Annotated in this window: 17 protein-coding genes and 3 tRNA genes; 12 read left to right on the top strand and 8 right to left on the bottom strand. The window is 45.2% G+C overall.

Translation table 11 applies throughout. The features are described 5' to 3' along the window. The first annotated feature begins 84 nt into the window (after positions 1-84). From ccoN to ttcA, 11 genes are all read left to right on the top strand, one after another. Complete coding sequence (gene ccoN, locus FJD32_RS11875) at positions 85-1,521, top strand: cytochrome-c oxidase, cbb3-type subunit I (RefSeq protein WP_011072351.1); 1,437 nt, start codon at positions 85-87, stop codon at positions 1,519-1,521. 12 nt (positions 1,522-1,533) lie between these two features. Then, positions 1,534-2,160, top strand: coding sequence for a cytochrome-c oxidase, cbb3-type subunit II (ccoO, locus tag FJD32_RS11870; RefSeq protein ID WP_037430478.1), 627 nt, complete (start codon positions 1,534-1,536; stop codon positions 2,158-2,160). An 11-nt stretch (positions 2,161-2,171) separates the two neighbouring features. Further along, positions 2,172-2,348 (top strand): CcoQ/FixQ family Cbb3-type cytochrome c oxidase assembly chaperone, encoded by a 177-nt coding sequence (locus FJD32_RS11865; RefSeq protein WP_011072349.1) that lies wholly within the window; start codon positions 2,172-2,174, stop codon positions 2,346-2,348. After that, positions 2,348-3,316 (top strand): cytochrome-c oxidase, cbb3-type subunit III, encoded by a 969-nt coding sequence (gene ccoP / locus FJD32_RS11860; RefSeq protein ID WP_037430481.1) that lies wholly within the window; start codon positions 2,348-2,350, stop codon positions 3,314-3,316. The genes FJD32_RS11865 and ccoP overlap by 1 nt, the downstream gene beginning before the upstream one ends. A 110-nt stretch (positions 3,317-3,426) precedes the next feature. Continuing rightward, positions 3,427-3,906: a FixH family protein gene (locus FJD32_RS11855; protein WP_069454939.1), complete on the top strand. Its 480-nt coding sequence runs from the start codon at positions 3,427-3,429 to the stop codon at positions 3,904-3,906. A gap of 22 nt (positions 3,907-3,928) precedes the next feature. Beyond that, positions 3,929-6,328, top strand: coding sequence for a heavy metal translocating P-type ATPase metal-binding domain-containing protein (locus tag FJD32_RS11850; RefSeq protein WP_140907333.1), 2,400 nt, complete (start codon positions 3,929-3,931; stop codon positions 6,326-6,328). A 20-nt stretch (positions 6,329-6,348) separates the two neighbouring features. Then, on the top strand, positions 6,349-6,552 hold the full coding sequence (ccoS, locus tag FJD32_RS11845; protein WP_037418545.1) for a cbb3-type cytochrome oxidase assembly protein CcoS: 204 nt from the start codon (positions 6,349-6,351) through the stop codon (positions 6,550-6,552). 8 nt (positions 6,553-6,560) lie between these two features. After that, entirely contained in the window at positions 6,561-7,253 is a 693-nt protein-coding gene (locus tag FJD32_RS11840; RefSeq protein ID WP_047540430.1) for a sulfite exporter TauE/SafE family protein, read from the top strand. Between the two features lie 55 nt (positions 7,254-7,308). Next, the gene (gene etrA, locus FJD32_RS11835; protein WP_037418542.1) at positions 7,309-8,061 is read left to right on the top strand and encodes an electron transport transcriptional regulator EtrA; all 753 of its coding nucleotides are present in this window, start codon (positions 7,309-7,311) and stop codon (positions 8,059-8,061) included. 126 nt (positions 8,062-8,187) lie between these two features. Further along, entirely contained in the window at positions 8,188-9,120 is a 933-nt protein-coding gene (uspE, locus tag FJD32_RS11830) for a universal stress protein UspE (protein ID WP_037418539.1), read from the top strand. Positions 9,121-9,197: 77 nt separating this feature from the next. Then, positions 9,198-10,166 carry a tRNA 2-thiocytidine(32) synthetase TtcA gene (gene ttcA / locus FJD32_RS11825; RefSeq protein WP_047536988.1) on the top strand — a complete coding sequence of 323 codons (969 nt, stop codon included), beginning with the start codon at positions 9,198-9,200 and terminating at the stop codon, positions 10,164-10,166. A 46-nt stretch (positions 10,167-10,212) separates the two neighbouring features. On the opposite strand, the gene FJD32_RS11820 is transcribed toward ttcA, so the two are convergent. The 3 genes from FJD32_RS11820 to FJD32_RS11810 all read right to left on the bottom strand — a co-directional run bounded on the left by FJD32_RS11820 (position 10,213) and on the right by FJD32_RS11810 (position 13,081). Beyond that, a complete protein-coding gene (locus tag FJD32_RS11820) occupies positions 10,213-11,535 on the bottom strand; it encodes an IS4-like element ISSba6 family transposase (protein ID WP_088585763.1) in 1,323 nt (440 codons plus the stop codon). Between the two features lie 117 nt (positions 11,536-11,652). Further along, positions 11,653-12,276: a DUF2987 domain-containing protein gene (locus FJD32_RS11815; RefSeq protein WP_140906893.1), complete on the bottom strand. Its 624-nt coding sequence runs from the start codon at positions 12,274-12,276 to the stop codon at positions 11,653-11,655. Continuing rightward, a complete protein-coding gene (locus tag FJD32_RS11810) occupies positions 12,269-13,081 on the bottom strand; it encodes a glucosaminidase domain-containing protein (protein WP_037418530.1) in 813 nt (270 codons plus the stop codon). The genes FJD32_RS11815 and FJD32_RS11810 overlap by 8 nt, the downstream gene beginning before the upstream one ends. A gap of 290 nt (positions 13,082-13,371) precedes the next feature. Between FJD32_RS11810 and FJD32_RS11805 the strand changes: the two genes are divergently transcribed. After that, entirely contained in the window at positions 13,372-14,292 is a 921-nt protein-coding gene (locus FJD32_RS11805) for a YvcK family protein (RefSeq protein WP_037418527.1), read from the top strand. Between the two features lie 98 nt (positions 14,293-14,390). Here FJD32_RS11805 and FJD32_RS11800 read toward each other — a convergent pair whose 3' ends face one another. The 5 genes from FJD32_RS11800 to FJD32_RS11780 form a co-directional block, all read right to left on the bottom strand. Further along, a complete protein-coding gene (locus FJD32_RS11800) occupies positions 14,391-15,584 on the bottom strand; it encodes an amino acid aminotransferase (protein ID WP_140906892.1) in 1,194 nt (397 codons plus the stop codon). A 294-nt stretch (positions 15,585-15,878) separates the two neighbouring features. Next, positions 15,879-15,965: transfer RNA gene (locus FJD32_RS11795), tRNA-Leu, on the bottom strand. Positions 15,966-16,014: 49 nt separating this feature from the next. After that, positions 16,015-16,088: transfer RNA gene (locus FJD32_RS11790), tRNA-Cys, on the bottom strand. Positions 16,089-16,111: 23 nt separating this feature from the next. After that, positions 16,112-16,187, bottom strand: a tRNA-Gly gene (locus FJD32_RS11785). Positions 16,188-16,463: 276 nt separating this feature from the next. Next, a complete protein-coding gene (locus FJD32_RS11780; protein ID WP_023267065.1) occupies positions 16,464-17,897 on the bottom strand; it encodes a glyceraldehyde-3-phosphate dehydrogenase in 1,434 nt (477 codons plus the stop codon). Positions 17,898-17,904 lie beyond the last annotated feature (7 nt).

Raw genomic sequence — 17,904 nt, 5'->3', positions numbered from 1 at the left:
TTATAGGGGCATGAGCTTTGTGTCATATATAACAGGTAAAGCTAGTCTTTACTAAAAGTAAAAGTAATAAGCAGTGGAAGCATTATGATGAACCATTCCCAGCCAACAGGCGCTGATTACAATTACACCATTGTCCGCCAATTCGCCTTAACCACAGTTTTGTGGGGTATTGTTGGTATGTCAGTCGGTGTTTTAATTGCGGCTCAGTTAATCTGGCCACATCTGAACTTCGATACGCCTTGGTTTACGTATAGTCGCTTGCGACCATTACACACCAATGCGGTAATTTTCGCGTTCGGAACATCAGCCCTCTTTGCAACATCCTATTATGTCGTACAACGCACCTGTCAAACCCGACTATTTGCACCTAAATTAGCTGCATTTACGTTTTGGGGATGGCAAGCCATCATTCTGTCAGCAGCCATCACTCTGCCAATGGGTTATACCAGCGGTAAAGAATATGCTGAATTAGAATGGCCAATCGATATCGCTATTACGATCGTTTGGGTATCCTATGCAATAGTGTTCTTCGGCACTATTATCAAACGAACAACATCGCATATTTACGTAGCGAACTGGTTCTTTGGTGCATTTATCATTACGGTTGCCGTGCTTCACATCGTGAACTCAATGGCCGTTCCTGTTAGCTTGTTTAAGTCATACTCTATGTACAGTGGCGCGGTCGATGCCATGGTGCAATGGTGGTATGGTCACAACGCGGTAGGCTTCCTGTTAACCGCTGGCTTCTTAGGTATGATGTACTACTTCGTTCCTAAGCAAGCGGGTCGTCCTGTTTACTCATATCGTCTGTCGATTGTGCACTTTTGGGCACTGATCGCACTGTACATTTGGGCAGGTCCTCACCACTTACACTACACTGCCCTGCCTGACTGGACTCAGTCTTTAGGTATGGTGATGTCACTGATCCTGTTCGCACCATCTTGGGGCGGTATGATCAACGGTATCATGACCTTATCTGGCGCATGGCACAAACTGCGTACTGACCCAGTATTGCGTTTCTTAGTGGTTTCTCTGTCTTTCTATGGTATGTCGACCTTCGAAGGTCCGATGATGGCCATCAAGACAGTTAACGCTTTATCTCACTACACAGACTGGACAGTAGGTCACGTTCACTCCGGCGCGCTAGGCTGGGTTGCAATGGTATCTATCGGTTCTCTGTATCACTTGATCCCAGTACTGTTCGGCCATGGCCGTATGTACAGCATCAAGTTAGTTAACGTGCATTTCTGGTTAGCGACAATCGGTACTGTTCTTTACATCGTGTCTATGTGGATTTCGGGTGTAATGCAGGGTCTGATGTGGCGTGCAGTTAACGCTGACGGTACTTTGACTTATAGCTTTGTTGAAAGTCTGGAAGCTTCTTATCCTTTCTACTTCGTACGTTTCCTCGGCGGTTGTTTCTTCTTAACCGGTATGCTGATCATGGCATACAACGTGATCCGTACTGTGAAAGCCTCTAAAGATTCATTGCCAGCACTGGCTGAAGCAAAAGCGGCTTAAGGAGCAAACTCGATGAAATTTAATCATGAGATAGTTGAAAAAAACATCGGTTTGTTAGCGATATTCACTGTTATCGCTATCAGCTTCGGTAGCTTGGTTGAAATCACGCCGCTGATTTTCCAAAAAGATACCACTGAGCCTGTTGAAGGTTTGAAACCCTACACTGCCCTGCAACTTGAAGGTCGTGACATTTATGTACGTGAAGGTTGCTACAACTGTCACAGTCAGATGATCCGTCCTTTACGTGCAGAGACTGAACGTTACGGTCACTACTCTGTTGCCGGTGAGTCTGTTTGGGATCACCCATTCCAATGGGGTTCTAAGCGTACTGGTCCAGACTTGGCCCGTGTTGGCGGTCGCTACAGCGATAAATGGCATGAAGTTCACTTAATCGATCCTCGTGCTGTGGTCCCTCAATCGAATATGCCAGCCTTCCCATGGCTTGCCGAAAACAAGTTAGACGGCAAGTTAACCGGCGACAAGATGACTATTCTGCGTAACATGCACAAAGGCGGTTACAAAGGTAATGATCTTTACACCGATGAAGAAATTGCAGGCGCGCAGAAAGCTGTTGAAGGTAAGACAGAGCTGGAAGCCTTGATTGCATATCTTCAGTCTTTGGGTCACGCACTCAAATAAGGAGGCAGTATATGGATTACGGCACATTACAAGGTATTTTAACCATCATTGTGATGCTGACCTTCGTCGGTATATTTGCTTGGGCATATAGCTCGCGTCGTCAAAAATCCTTTGATGAAGCAGCGAATCTTGTGTTTTCCGATGAGGAAATCAGCAAGGAATCGAAGGACTCAGGAGAGAATAAGTGATGAGTAGCTTCTGGAGTATTTGGATTAGCGTACTCTCGTTAATTGTGATCGCAGGATGTTTTCTGTTGCTACGTGTGTGTTCAAAGAACACCACCGATGTCAAAGAAGGCGAATCCATGGGTCACAGTTTCGATGGTATCGAAGAACTCAATAACCCACTGCCAAAATGGTGGAGTTATATGTTCTATATCACTATCGTGTTTGGCCTAGTGTACTTAGCCCTGTTCCCAGGTTTAGGTAACTACAAAGGTCTACTGAACTGGACCAGCTCTAACCAAAGCATTGGTACAGAGAAAGGTATTAAAGCCGATTCTGTAGCCGCGATTGAGCTGGCGGCAAAAGAAGGCATGTACGTTCAGTACGACCAAGAAGTTAAACACGCTAACGAAAAATATGGCCCAATCTTCGCGGCTTACTTGGCAACACCACTCGAAGAGTTAGTGAAAAACCAAGAAGCGTTGAAAGTGGGAGGCCGTTTGTTCCTACAAAACTGCGCGCAGTGCCACGGCTCTGACGCACGTGGTAGCAAAGGCTTCCCTAACCTGACCGACAGTGATTGGTTATACGGTGGCGATTTAGCCACGATTAAAACCACCATCATGAGCGGTCGTCATGGCATGATGCCACCAAAAGGTGGTTTGCCAATCGACGATAGCGAAATTGCAGGTCTAGCCGAGTATGTGGTTAAGTTATCTGGTCGTGAACACGACGAGAAACTCGCAGCTCTTGGTCAAGGTTCATTCATGAAAGGTTGTTTTGCGTGTCACGGTATGGACGCAAAAGGCAACAAGCTCATGGGCGCACCTAACTTAACTGACGATGTTTGGTTATATGGCGGTAGCCGTGGTGTGATCGAAGAAACGATCAAACACGGCCGTGCAGGCGTGATGCCAGCATGGAAAGACGTTCTCGGTGAAGAGAAAGTCCACGTGATCGCAGCTTATGTTTATAGCTTGTCAAACAAGTAATTAGATATGAGTAACACTAAGGCCTCGATAACGTCGAGGCCTTTTTTTTAAAGTGCTAAAGCCACCTTTTAACGGTAAAATGGCGCAAATTTTTATTATGGGTATTTAACATGAGCGAACAACAACCCTGGTATAAGCAGTTTTGGCCTTGGTTTTTAATTATTCTTCCTTTGTGTGCCGTCGTCGCAAGTTTTACCACGCTAAAAATTGCCCTCTCAAACTCTGACTCTCTGGTTGCCGAGGATTATTACAAAGAAGGCAAAGCCATCAACATGGACTTGAGTAAAGTCAAATATGCCAAGCAGCTTGGCATGCAATGGCAACTTGAACAGAATAACCATGAACTCCTATTCACTCAGCACGGCGGCCCAGCCTATCAAGCTGCGTTGAAAGTCGAATTTTACCACCCAACGATTGCCGAAAGAGATATTAAGACCACTGTCACCGCCGATGCCAATCATGTGTATCGCATTACTCTGCCCGATGTGTTAACGGGTGCTTGGGAAGTCCGCCTCGAAGGTTTTGATGCTAAATGGCGTATTCATCAACGTGTCGAATTAAAAGACAACGTCCAATTGTGGTTGAACTAATTGTGGTTGAATGAATATTGCTATGACACATCCAAGTTGTTTTCACTGTAATGAACCTGTACTCACCGGCACGCAGTTTGTCACTCGCATTAATGATCGCGATGAACTCATGTGTTGCCCAGGCTGCCAAGCGGTATCCCAAGCCATTGTTGATGCAGGCTTATTAAGCTATTACAAGTTTAGAACTGAGCCAGGTAATAAACAGACGGCCCTTGTACCTGATGAATTAAATCAGTTTAGTGCCTATGACTTGCCCGAGGTACAGCAGGACTTTGTCCACTCAGTGGAGAATAGCGACTCAGTGTCGCTGTCCATTGATGGCATTACCTGCGCGGCCTGCGCTTGGTTAATTGAACATAAAGTGAAGCAACTGCCTGGCGTAAGCCAAGTGATGGTCAACTCCACCACCCAAAGGGCGCTGATCAGCTGGGATAAACAACAAGTTAAACTCAGTGATATTTTGGGGCAAATTAGCCGTATCGGTTATCAAGCTGCGCCCTATCAAGTGGATGAGCAAGAACTGACCGCCAAGCAAAATAGCCGTAAATTCTTACTGCGTTTAGGTTTGGCGGGCTTTGCCACCATGCAAGTGATGATGTTCGCCCTCGCCCTCTATACTGGTTACTTTACCGATTTGGATGTGCAATATCGGGATTATTTCCGCTGGGTGAGCATGATTTTCGCCACGCCCGTGGTGCTCTATTCGGCGCAGCCCTTCTATTTTAGCGCGATTCGCACTCTGCTCAGTGGCAAACTCAATATGGACGTATCGGTCTCTATCGCCATTGGCGGCGCCTATATCGCCAGTTGCTTTGCGACCGTTAACGGCACGGGTGAAGTCTATTTTGAATCCGTTTCCATGTTTACCTTCTTCCTGCTGCTGGGACGTTATTTCGAGCAGAAGGCAAGACAAAAAGCTTCCGTTAGCTCCAGTAATCTCCACAAGTTAGTGCCGTTAACGGCACATCTGGTCACGGCGCAGGGGCAAGAAGAAATCCCCGCTAAAAAATTATGTCTTGGGGATATTATCCTCATTAAACCCGGTGAAATGGTCGCCGCCGATGGAATCGTGGTTGACGGCCACACCAGCATCAATGAAGCCATGCTCACCGGTGAGCAAATGCCGATTGAAAAGCCCGTCGATAGCCAAGTATTTGCAGGCACCATAAACCTAGAGCAACCCATTAAGGTAAAAGTCACCGCTCTTGGGCAAGAGCAATTAGTTGCTGAAATTATTCGCTTGCAGGAATTAGCCTCAAACACTAAACCTGCCGTCGCTATGCTTGCCGATAAACTGTCGCGTTATTTCTCAGGCACTATCTTAACCATAGCGACAATCACCTATCTGGTGTGGCTACAAATCTCCCCCGAAGACGCCTTTTGGGTGACCTTGTCAGTATTAGTGGCCACCTGTCCTTGCGCCCTTGCGCTGGCGACGCCTACCGCAGTGACCTGCGCGACCGCGATTTTTACCCGTCTTGGGATCATTACCCGTAAGGCGGGTGTATTTGAAAAACTGCCTCAAATCAAGCATGTAGTATTTGATAAAACCGGCACCCTCACCTGCGGCACGCTATCGATAGCCAAGGTGCAATGTCATGGTGATGTGGCTAAAGAACAAGTGTTGGCAATTGCTGCTGCGCTAGAGTCAGGTTCTCGCCACCCCATCGCCGCGGCCTTTGCCAGCTTTGCCCAAGTCGATGTTGTTGCCGAGCAAGTTCACCATGAAGTGGGCTTTGGGGTGAAAGGTCTCATAAATGGCATAGAATATCGCATTGGGAATGCTCACTTTACTGGCGCAATAGTCAATCCTGAGTTTATCAATCAACAGATTTGGCTTGCTCGTGCCAGTGATGACCAACTAAAGGTTATCGCCACTATTGAGATCAAAGACAATATTCGTATCGATAGCAAAGAAACTGTCGACATACTGAAGCAACAGGGTTGCAAGGTCAGTATCGCCAGCGGGGATAGCTCTGGGCATGTGCATCAATTGGCAAAAGAGCTCGGCATTACGGATGTACACAGTGGACTCACACCGGCCGATAAACTCTCGCTAGTGAATAAGTTACAGCAATCCAATCCTGTGGTGATGTTCGGTGATGGCATAAATGACGCACCAGTACTCGCTGGCGCCGATTTATCCGTGGCCATGGGCAGCGGTAGTGCAATTGCCAAAAACAGTGCCGATCTTATTTTGCTTGGCGATCACCTCTCCCGCTTCACCCAAGCGGTGAGGGTTGCTAAACTGACCACACTAATTATTCGCCAAAATCTCGCTTGGGCATTAGGTTACAACGCGCTCATTTTACCTTTAGCGGTAACCGGCCATGTTGCACCTTATATTGCCGCTATCGGCATGTCGACAAGCTCACTGATTGTTGTGGGTAACAGTTTGAGATTATTACGAATTAAAATATAACAATAAAATAGGCTTAGCTAATGAGCATCATTTATGTACTTATCCCTATTGCGATGATCTTTGTGTTGATCGCTGTAGCCGTGTTCTTTTGGGCGGTAAAATCCGAACAATTCGATGATTTAGACCGCCAAAGTGTCTCAATTCTATTCGATGAAGATGCCGACAAACCTAATCCTGCGAGCATCAAGCAACAGGAATCTCAAGACAAAGGCATGCCTCAGTGACTGGCACTGTGATTGAATACAATGTAATGGGTGCGTTTCTCGTTGGTCTAATGGGAGCCGCTCACTGCTTTGGCATGTGTGGTGGCCTTGTTGGCGCCTTTTCCTCTCAGCTTGCTAATCCTAAGCAAGGAAACCACTTAGCCCATCAACTCACTTACTTATTAAGTTATAACCTTGGCCGGATTGTCAGTTATACCTTCGCGGGCGCTTTAGTCGGCGGTTCATCTGCCATGCTTGGGCACTTATTTGAGCTAGATAGCTACCTATTAATTCTCCGGATCATCGCCGGCGTCATGATGATTGCAACCGGGCTTTACATTGCAAAAATTTGGATCGGAATAGTACAAATTGAACGCCTTGGTCAGATATTGTGGCGTTATTTGAAACCCATAGCACAACGTCTGGTGCCAATCACTACGCCAATGCAAGCCATCACCGCGGGATTGATATGGGGATGGCTGCCCTGCGGACTGGTATATAGCACCTTAACTTGGTCTGTAGCGGCAGGTTCTGCCAGTCAAGGCGCCTTGATTATGCTGGCATTTGGTTTGGGTACACTCCCTGCACTACTCAGTGCAGGATTGGCGGCCAAACGCTTAGCCAATTGGGTGCAGCAAAAAACCGTTAGATTATTGAGTGGCTTACTTTTAATTGCCTTTGGTGCACAAACTTTATATATCGCCCTGTCGCAGCTAAACTAGCCCAAGCGAATGAATTGGTTTAACATGGCTGCAGTGGATTAACTTGAGAACCGACATGACAATAGAGCAGAATAAAAACCGTCGTCCCGCCGCCAGTGGGTGCGCAATTCATTGTCACGATTGCAGTATGGGAACCCTTTGTATCCCATTCACCCTCAATGCAAATGAACTCGATCAACTCGATGACATTATTGAGCGTAAGAAACCTATTCAAAAAGGCGAACAGATTTTTAAATCAGGTGATCCTTTAAAATCACTCTTTGCGATCCGCTCAGGCACCATAAAAAGTTACACTATCACCGAACAAGGCGATGAACAGATCACTGGCTTTCATTTAGCGGGAGATGTCATTGGTTTTGATGGTATTCATGCACAATCTCATCAAAGTTTTGCACAAGCCTTAGAAACTTCCATGGTGTGTGAAATACCCTTCAATATTCTCGATGAACTTTCAGGCACAATGCCTAAATTACGCCAACAAATCATGCGCTTAATGAGTAATGAAATCATGAGCGATCAAGAAATGATTTTGCTGCTCAGTAAGAAAAATGCAGAAGAACGCCTCGCTGCATTTATCAGTAATCTCGCTAACCGCTTTGGTAATCGAGGTTTTTCTGCCAAAGAATTTCGCTTGACCATGACACGTGGGGATATTGGTAATTACTTAGGCCTTACCGTTGAAACCATCAGTCGCTTGTTAGGCCGCTTCCAAAAATCTGGGTTAATCGAAGTAAAAGGTAAGTACATCATTATCGTTGATTATAATGAACTTAATCTTCTAGCGGGTAATGCCAGAATTGCCAGATAAGCTTCATCATTAATCATGCGTTTTTGGCGCTAGGCACTGGTTTTCAAAAGAGTTTTGATCTAGAACAATACAGATAATTGCCAAAGGCTCATGATGAATATGAGCCTATGACTAAAGGAACAAGTTATGAAGGATTATCAAAAAATACTGGTCGTTGTCGATCCTACGACAGAACATCAAGTGGCACTCGCTCGAGCGGTTACCTTAGCCAGTAAAAGTAACGCCCATGTGACCGTGTTTCTTTCGATTTTTGACTTCTCCTATGAAATGACATCGATTCTATCGAGCCAAGAGCGCGAAGCCATGCGCCAAGGCGTGATTGATCAACGTTTAGCTTGGATACAAGATCTGCTGTCAGCCTATAACCACCTACAACTTAATATTGATACGCAAGTTATTTGGCACAACCGCCCCTTTGAAAGCATTATTAACCATGCTATTGCAGGGCAATATGATCTGATTGTTAAAGGCACCCATGCTCATGATAAATTAAAAGCGGTGATCTTTACTCCGACGGATTGGCATTTAATGCGCAAAGCCCCAGTTCCTGTATTAATGGTCAAAGATCATGATTGGCCTGAAACCGGTAAAATCCTCTGCGCGGTAAACGTGGCAACTGAAGATACCGATCATCAAATGCTTAACGGCAAAATTATTGAACATGCGAAGGATTTAGCCGCAAAATTTGCTGCCGAAGTTCATTTAGTCAATGGCTATCCTGGTACACCGGTAAATCTTGCCATTGAACTCCCCGATTTTGATGCACAAACCTACAACGACACCATTCGCCTACAACACGAACAAAGAGTGCAATACCTGGCTAATGCCTATGGTATCGATACACTCCATTGCCATGTGAGGGAAGGATTGCCAGAGGATGTGATCCCTGAGCTTGCTGAGCAGCTCGATGCTGAATTAGTTATTTTAGGTACAGTCGGTCGTACGGGCTTTTCAGCAGCACTCATTGGCAACACAGCAGAACATGTTATTGATAGCATCAATTGTGATTTATTAGCGATCAAACCTGATGGTTATAAATCGCCGCTTGAAGAGGCGTAACGCACGCTGCTCTTTACCCCGCCGTCGATAGCTGGAATAATACGCGCCCTGAAACTGAGTTACTGGGCGCTTTTTTTATGTTGGAAGCTATGTCTGAAGTTACGGCGAGTCAAATGCCTGAAGAATTATCAAAAAAACAAATTACCCGTCTGAATAAATTACAGAAGCGTCTGCGTCGTGAAGTGGGTAGCGCTATCGCCGACTACAACATGATTGAAGATGGTGACCGAGTCATGTGCTGCCTAAGTGGCGGTAAAGACAGCTATGCTATGCTGGATATTCTGCTCAATCTACAACAGCGCGCGCCTGTACAGTTCGAAATTATTGCCGTTAATTTAGATCAAAAGCAGCCAGGTTTCCCTGAAGATATACTGCCTGCCTATCTAGATAGCCTTAATATTCCCTATCACATTCTTGAAAAAGACACTTACTCGATTGTGAAGGAGAAAATTCCTGAAGGCAAAACCACTTGCTCACTGTGCTCTCGCCTGCGTCGTGGCACTCTCTATGGTTTTGCGCAACGAATTGGCGCAACCAAGATAGCTCTCGGTCATCACAGAGACGATATTATTGAAACGCTATTCCTCAATATGTTTTATGGCGGTAAGATGAAAGCCATGCCACCTAAGTTGCTCTCGGACGATGGCGCAAACGTGGTTATTCGCCCACTTGCGTACTGTCGTGAAAAGGATTTGGAAGAATACGCACAGCTTAAAAAATTCCCCATTATTCCTTGTAATCTCTGTGGCTCTCAGGAAAACCTCAAGCGTCAAGCGGTGAAAGACATGCTCAATCAGTGGGATAGACTATATCCTGGCCGTATTGAAACCATTTTCACTGCTATGCAAAATACTGCACCTTCACAGGGTGTTGACCGTGACCAATTTGACTTTGTATCGTTGAAACGCGATCCCAATGCGCCAATGAAGGGTGATGTGGCCGAAGCCGAACTGCCCGCCTTTGATTTTCTCGATATTGCTAACAACGGCCATATCGATTTAGATGCGGCAAAACGCATCAATATCGTCAACGTGTACGAAGCGTAAATGCGACAAGCATAAAAAAGCCCACTTACGTGGTAATGCCGTTCACTTAAGAGTGAACGGCATTTTTCTTTGGTCTAACCGGAAACTTGTTTTTGCTCATTTTAAGGACTCGTGGATATGCCCTTTCCCGTTTACCATCCAGCTTAAATTGCCGTGCATTTCGTTCTATATCCAATACGTCTCTCGGGACATTCCCCGGTGTTTGTGATGACAGTTGTGTCAACTTGAAGATGATATAACTCGCCGCATCCCGAAAACTCAGTTGATTGGGATGGACCGATGGCAAGCTTTTAGCCATCAGCAACATCTTATATCTAATGAGATTGTAGGCCAGTAGCACGCCCCATAACTCTTGAGTCACCAGCTCCGGTAGTTGACTGCGGAGCGTAAAACGGCTCTCCAGTAGATGTTGTTTCATCTCTCTATAGCCCAGTTCGATTTCCCATCGATGGGCATATAAGTCGACGATGTCTTCGCTGGGGTAACGCATCGGGTCTGTCAACGAGGTCAAAATGGCGACTGACTTACCTTTCACTGTCTTAGTCAATAAACGCGCTTCAAGGGTATCTGGGAGCTGCGGCCATTTCTTTCTGGCTTGAGGTGTCGTGGTGAGTTTCACCCACTGGTCATGTTTCCCCAGCGTTCGCACTACTTCATATTGAGTGCCTTTCTTCAATGGCAACAACCAGTGGCTATCAGGTTGCGCTTGCTGCCAAGCGTGCAGCAGGCCGAGCGAGTAAAATCCTCGGTCAAATAGGGTTAGGCTGTGATTGGGAATGCTAGGAATGAGCTGGGACGCTAAGTTCATTTCATTTTCGGCAACCGAATCAAAGGCGCTGTTGACCAATAAATGGCTGCTTAACTCCATCAAGCAAACCATGCGAATTTGCGGATAAGCCGCTTCGCCTAAAGCGTTGGCGGTTCGTCCAAAGGCGGCTTGATTTTGAACACTATCGGGTGTCCGCCACACGACACCGTCAACACCATACAAGTTAAGACCGCACCAATGAGGATGTTCAGCTCTCGCGTGCCAGGTATTGGCGCTGCGGCTAAATACTTCTCTAATAACCTCACTGCCCAATCGTTTACGCGCCTGAGTCACGGCGCTGCGTGCAACATAATCAATCTCTTGCGGCAAAACAATGTCGAGTTTGTTGATGAGTGACCGAACAGACTCCCCTCGGAACAAAGCCATTCCGATAACGGCCCAAATCATCGCGTCCATCGGCAATTTACGCCGTCTTAACGTCGCAACGCCCTGGGAGTCTAGGCAAGATTGAATTAACTCAGGTTCTAACACATCAGCTAAGCAGGTGAATTCGGTTAGGCGGGTAATATGGGTACGGGCGAGTGCTTCCGAGAGTTGCATAAAAAATCCGATGACATGAGGTCATCGGATTTTGATCTTTTCAGCGAGATCGTCAAGCGATCTGTCTTAACTGATCGGCATTACACTTACGTGGGCTTTTTTATAGCTAATCTATTGTTACTTAACCCAAGGACTTAATACGGTCGGCACATGGCTAAATTGCAATGATGTCAGACTGTTGATCTGCTCGACGCTCAACTTAAAGCTGGTATTCACCTGTTGTTCACGCCCATCGAGCGTCACGGTAACAGTTTGATCTTGAGCAAATTCAAAATTTAATCCTGCAATAGGATCCTTAAAGTAACGCATCGGGAAGCCCTGCATAACCCCTAGTAAGTCATCCATTTCATTAGCAATTTGCTGTAAGCGTTCTTGATCATATTGAACTTGTGTTTGCTTCGAGCGCACTTGCATCGCAATTCCACAGCCTTCAGTCTTACCCTCAAACTCTAGATTTACTAATGCGCGTTGGTCTTTCAGTGCATCATCAAAGGGAATAAACAAACGTTGCGCAGATGTATAAGTGAGTGGCGTTGAATTTAATTCACTCGAAATGGTACCACTCTGAATATGGCAGTTAGGCAGCATTGGTACACTAAAGGCCACTTCAACTAACTGATAACCACCCTTATTGACTTGCTTTAATCTGTCATAAAACCCTTTATATTCAAGGGAAATTGTTTCTGCCTGCACATTTGATGCACACAAGCAAACTCCCACTAACAACCATTTTTTATACATCCGCCTTCACCAAATATTTTTCATTATGACGTAACATATCGAGTAGTTCATCGATATAAGCTTCTTGCCTTTCAGAATAATTCACTAATCCATAGATAAGTTGGTCGGCACTCAATTCAGCCTCCTGAGCACGTAAATCGGCTCGAATTGAGCGAAACAAGGCATATGCTGTGTTCGAGTTTAAATTACGCATATAGGAGGAAACTGAAGCGTCTACCGATGGAAATATTTCTACTTCGTGTATTTTACCTGAGCCTCGCGAAGAAGGCACAATGCCGCAGCCATTACTAAAACACCATTCACCAAAGAAATTAAAACCTTCACGAGCAAAACGAGAACTGCCCCACCCAGATTCATTAGCCGCTTGGATCAGCACCATCGATTCTGGAATAATATCAACCCGTTTGAGTAGGCTGTTAAGGGATTTAGTATCGACACTGCGGGCAGCATATTGATATTTATCAAATAATTGATTGAGCTGCGCTAACTGTGATTCGGACAACGTATTGCCATTATCTATTACTGCCAACATATCAATGATAAATTCACGTTCAGTGGCAATAATGGCGTTTTGTTGTTGAACAATCGGCCTCAAAAAGTTAAAAAAGGCACGTTTTTTTTCTGCTACATCACTGATAGCAGAAAAGTCAGGAACTTGCGTAACAGGCTCAACGGCGTTTTCCAATTGGTTAACAATAGATTCAGGCTCATTCGTTGTAGGAATGAGCCACAATCTCAACGAAAAAATCGCCGAGATCACTAGGGCTAACGCGAGTGTAAACGAACCAATTCTACCAGTTTTCAATAAGTCACCTTCGATGTTGAGTTACTAGTGGCAAAATAAGCGCCAGATTATATGTCATATCTTGAAATTCACGAAATTTGGATGCAAAAACAACAATTCTTCCCAATCCTGCATTCACACATATCTAAAATGCGATCCGGCGCTTAAGTATTAGAATGCGTGAGAATTTTTAGTGCATGCTTTTGACTGAGCTTTTATACTAAGGTTCCGTTAGCCTCGGCAGTAACAAACTGAGTTTATCCGAGTTGATAACAGGATAGGATTTTACGGGTATTCAGGAAGGAAGCCTCATGCAGCAAATCTTAAACCAATTCAATCATGTAGTGGCAATCGGTGGCGGTCACGGTCTTGGACGTGTACTTTCATCACTCGATTTTCTAGGCAATCGTCTCACAGGTATTGTTGCTACGACGGATAATGGTGGTTCTACAGGTCGATTAAGAGCCGAGCAGGACTGCATTGCTTGGGGTGATTTGCGCAATTGTTTGTCCCAACTTGCTCATCGTCCTTCTGTCGGCTCACAATTATTTGAGTATCGCTTTCAAGGCGAAACTGAACTCAGTGGTCATAATCTAGGTAATTTGATGTTGCTCGCCTTAGATAAGTTGTGCGTTAGGCCCCTCGAAGCCGTCAATCTTATTCGGCATATGCTTAAAATTGAGACCAATATCATTCCGATGTCGGAGCAACCAACCCATTTGGTGGCATTACGAGCGTCCGGATCAAAAGTGTTTGGTGAAGTGAATGTCGACAAGATGAATGAAGCTCCCATTGCACTATGCCTTGAGCCACAAGTTGATGCGACAGCCGAAGCCTGTGAAGCCATTTGCCGCGCGGATCTGATTATCTTGGGACCTGGCAGTTTTCTTACGAGTGTGATGCCACCTCTCTTATTACCCTGCTTTGCTAAAGCATTAGCAATGACAACCGCGCCCGTAGTCTTTATCGATAATCTTAATGAAGAAACTTCGCCAGCAGGCCAGTTTAGTATTGAGCAGCGCATAGCCTGGTGCCATCAAGTAATTGGTAAACCCGTGATCACTAAAGTGCTGCGACATTCGGAACAAGTGCGTTTAGGCACCCTAGTTAATTATTTTCCCTTAAAAAATCGTCATAATCCGCAATTGCATGATCAGGCTAGTCTGCGTGATGCGCTTAACGCCATACTGCGGATAAAGTCAGAATTACCTTTAGAAACATTAGCTTCGTAATTGTTCTCTATACTGATAAACCATAATACTTAAGTTTATCGACCGCATAAAAGTAAAAGGACAGCCTAAGCTGTCCTTTTTCGTGAGCCTCTTTTAAGTTAGAGGATTTGAGCAATCGCCTTACAGATCACAGGCATATTAGTTTTGGTCATACCCGCCACACTAATGCGACCCGAGCCGACGATATAAATGCCGAACTCGTCTTTCAAACGGGCAACCTGTGCTTTATTTAAGCCGGAGAAGCTAAACATACCGTTTTGGCGGGAAATAAAGCTAAAGTCCTGGGTCACACCTTCATCTTTTAAGCTTTGTACAAATAGCGTACGCATCTCGGCAATACGTTCACGCATTTCAGTCAGCTCTTGTACCCAAAGGGCTTTCAATGATGCATCACTCAGAATCGTACTCACAATTAACGCGCCATGGGCTGGTGGATTTGAGTAATTTGCACGAATAGTACGTTTCACTTGGCTAAATGCACGCACCACTTCATCGGCATTTTGTGCAACCACAGTCACGGCGCCGATACGTTCATTATACAAACCAAAGTTTTTAGAGAATGAATTTGCGACCAATAGTTCTGGTACTTTTGACGCAACTAAGCGTAAACCAGCAGCATCTTCTTCAATACCAGCACCAAAACCTTGGTATGCAAAGTCGAATAATGGAACTAATTGCTTGTCCGCACAGAGATTAGCGACTAATTCCCATTGGGTTAACGTTAAATCAATACCCGTTGGGTTATGACAGCAACCGTGCAGTAGAATAATGTCACCCGCCTGTGCATTGGCGAGATCTGTCATCATGCCATCAAAATCAATATCGTGGGCACTGGCGTTGTAGTAACCGTATTCTTTAACCGTCAAACCCGCAGTTTCAAAAATATTTTGATGGTTTGCCCAAGTTGGATTACTTACCCACACAGTGCGCGATGGCGTATTACGCAATAAGAACTCGGCAGCAATACGCAGTGCACCTGTACCACCAGGCGCTTGAGCCGTTGCTGCTCGGCCAGAAGTCACGAGATCACTACCTTCACCAAATAGCAGCTCTTGTACTACGCGATTATAGGTTTGAACCCCTTCTATCCCTAAATAGTTTTTAGTTTTCTCTTGCTCAAGCAATAGGGCTTCAGCTTTCTTCACTGATTGCAATACTGGAGTCTGCCCTGCTTCATCCTTATAAATGCCAACACCAAGGTTGACTTTATCTTGGCGCGGATCGGCCTTAAATGTATCGGTTAAACCAAGGATGGGATCGGCGGGTGCGAGTACTACCTGAGAGAAAATCATGACTACTTATCCTAAATGTTCACGTGTAGGGGGAAAATTCAGCTTATTTATACCACTGTCTTAAGAGAGGGAATAGCGCCTATTACCGCTTCTTAAGGAAATAGTTTGGCTATTATGGATTGATTAAAATAAATAACAACTAAATGAGAGATCATTTATGTGAAAGCTGAATTTTTTGAAAAATATGATTTTTTAGAGGCAGATCACTATCGCTTCAAGAGTGGCTTTAAAGTTATAAACTTGAAATTATTGCCAATAAAAAAGGCCTAACAAATGTTAGGCCTTTTTATGTTATGGTACCCGAGGCCAGACTTGAACTGGCACGCTGTTACCAGCGAGGGATTTTAAATCCCTTGTGTCTACCGATTCCACCACTCGGGCAAACTCTTTATAGTAACGACAGTAATCTTATCATTAATACTTTAATCTATGGAGGCGCGACCCGGAGTCGAACCGAGATCGACGGATTTGCAATCCGCAGCATAGCCATTCTGCCATCGCGCCAAATTTCCAAACTCGTAAAGAGTTGGAGCGACATATCGGGTTCGAACCGATGACCTATACCTTGGCAAGGTATCGCTCTACCAACTGAGCTAATGTCGCATCGATGTCATAGAGTAACGTTACTACGCTTTCCCCTGACTGCGGATTGGCATTCTACCGATTTAACCTTCAGAGTCAATCAACAAATTTGAAATATTGCGCTTAACCACACTGTTTGCCCAATATTCAGCCATAGCGATATAAACTTGCCGATAGAATCAACAATTCACGGATTTGCTCAATAACAATGTCCAGATAAATTGTTATTCAACATAATTGAAGTATAAAAAAAGCGCCCTCTCAGGCGCTTTCTCGTTGTACTTCTGTCTGTCGCAATTAAGCAGGCAGAGACAGCGTTGTTAAGCCTAACATCGTTTGCATCACACCGACTACTTGGCAGCTGTAACCAAATTCGTTGTCATACCATACGTACAGAATGGCGCGTTTACCTTCGGCGATGGTCGCTTGAGAATCAACCACGCCCGCATAGCGAGAACCCACTAAGTCGCTTGATACGATTTCAGTTGAGTCTGTGTAGTCAATTTGGTTCTGCAAGGGTGATTGCAGCGCCGTGTCTTTTAGGTATTCGTTCAATTCGTCTTTGTTGGTCTCAGCATTTAAGTTCATGCTGATGATCGCCATAGATACGTTTGGTGTTGGCACGCGAATCGCGTTGCCTGTCAGTTTGCCCGCTAATACTGGCAGAGCTTTAGCGACGGCTTTCGCTGCGCCCGTTTCAGTGATCACCATGTTTAATGGTGCACTGCGACCGCGACGGTCAGCACTGTGGTAGTTGTCGATCAGGTTTTGATCGTTTGTATATGAGTGAATCGTCTCAACGTGACCATTCTCGATACCGTACTTATCATTTACCGCTTTCAGTACTGGTGTAATGGCGTTAGTGGTGCAGCTCGCTGCAGACACAATGATGTCTTCTGGCGTAATATCGCCTTCGTTCACACCGTAAACGATGTTCTTGATGGCGCCTTTTGCAGGTGCTGTCAGTAACACTTTGCTTGCACCAGGGCTCTTCAAGTGTAAGCCTAGGCCTGCTTCGTCTTTCCAAATACCCGTGTTGTCTACCACTAAGGCATCTGTAATACCGTATTTAGTGTAATCCACTTCATCTGGTGAGTTTGCGTAAATCACTTGGATATAAGTACCGTTAGCGATGATGGCGTTGTTCTCTTCATCCACTTCAACAGAACCGTTAAATGGACCATGAACAGAGTCACGACGCAGTAAGCTTGCGCGTTTTTCTAAATCGCCCTTCTTACCACCACGTAATACGATAGCACGCAGTCTTAACTTGTTGCTGCGGCCAGTACGTTCGATCAGTAAGCGCGCTAATAAGCGACCAATACGACCAAAACCATACAACACCACATCACGCGGAGCGATATCATCAGCATGATCAATCGCAGCCGCTAATTCGCGTGCCATATAGCTTTCAATTTCGTTGGTATCGGTATGTTCAGCCCAGTATTTGACAGCAAGCTTACCAATATCCACTTTACATTGTTTAACAGCGAGTCTGCTTAAGGCTTGAACAAACGGGAAACTCTCGCGTAAACGTAATTTCTCGCCGACATGACGACGAACTAAACGGTGCGCTTTAATAATCTCAATAGTAGAAGCATTGAGTAATGGCTTACCATAAACCACAACTTCGACGCCTTGGTTACGGTATAACTTGCCCAGCAAAGGTTGCATTGCCTCTGCCATTTCAAAACGTTCTTGCCAACTTTGTAGGTGTTTATCAGCGCTCATTTACAGA

The organism is Shewanella sp. LC6 (genome assembly GCF_006385735.2).
GTDB classification, from domain to species: domain Bacteria; phylum Pseudomonadota; class Gammaproteobacteria; order Enterobacterales; family Shewanellaceae; genus Shewanella; species Shewanella xiamenensis.
This window is presented reverse-complemented; position numbering and strand designations above follow the sequence as displayed.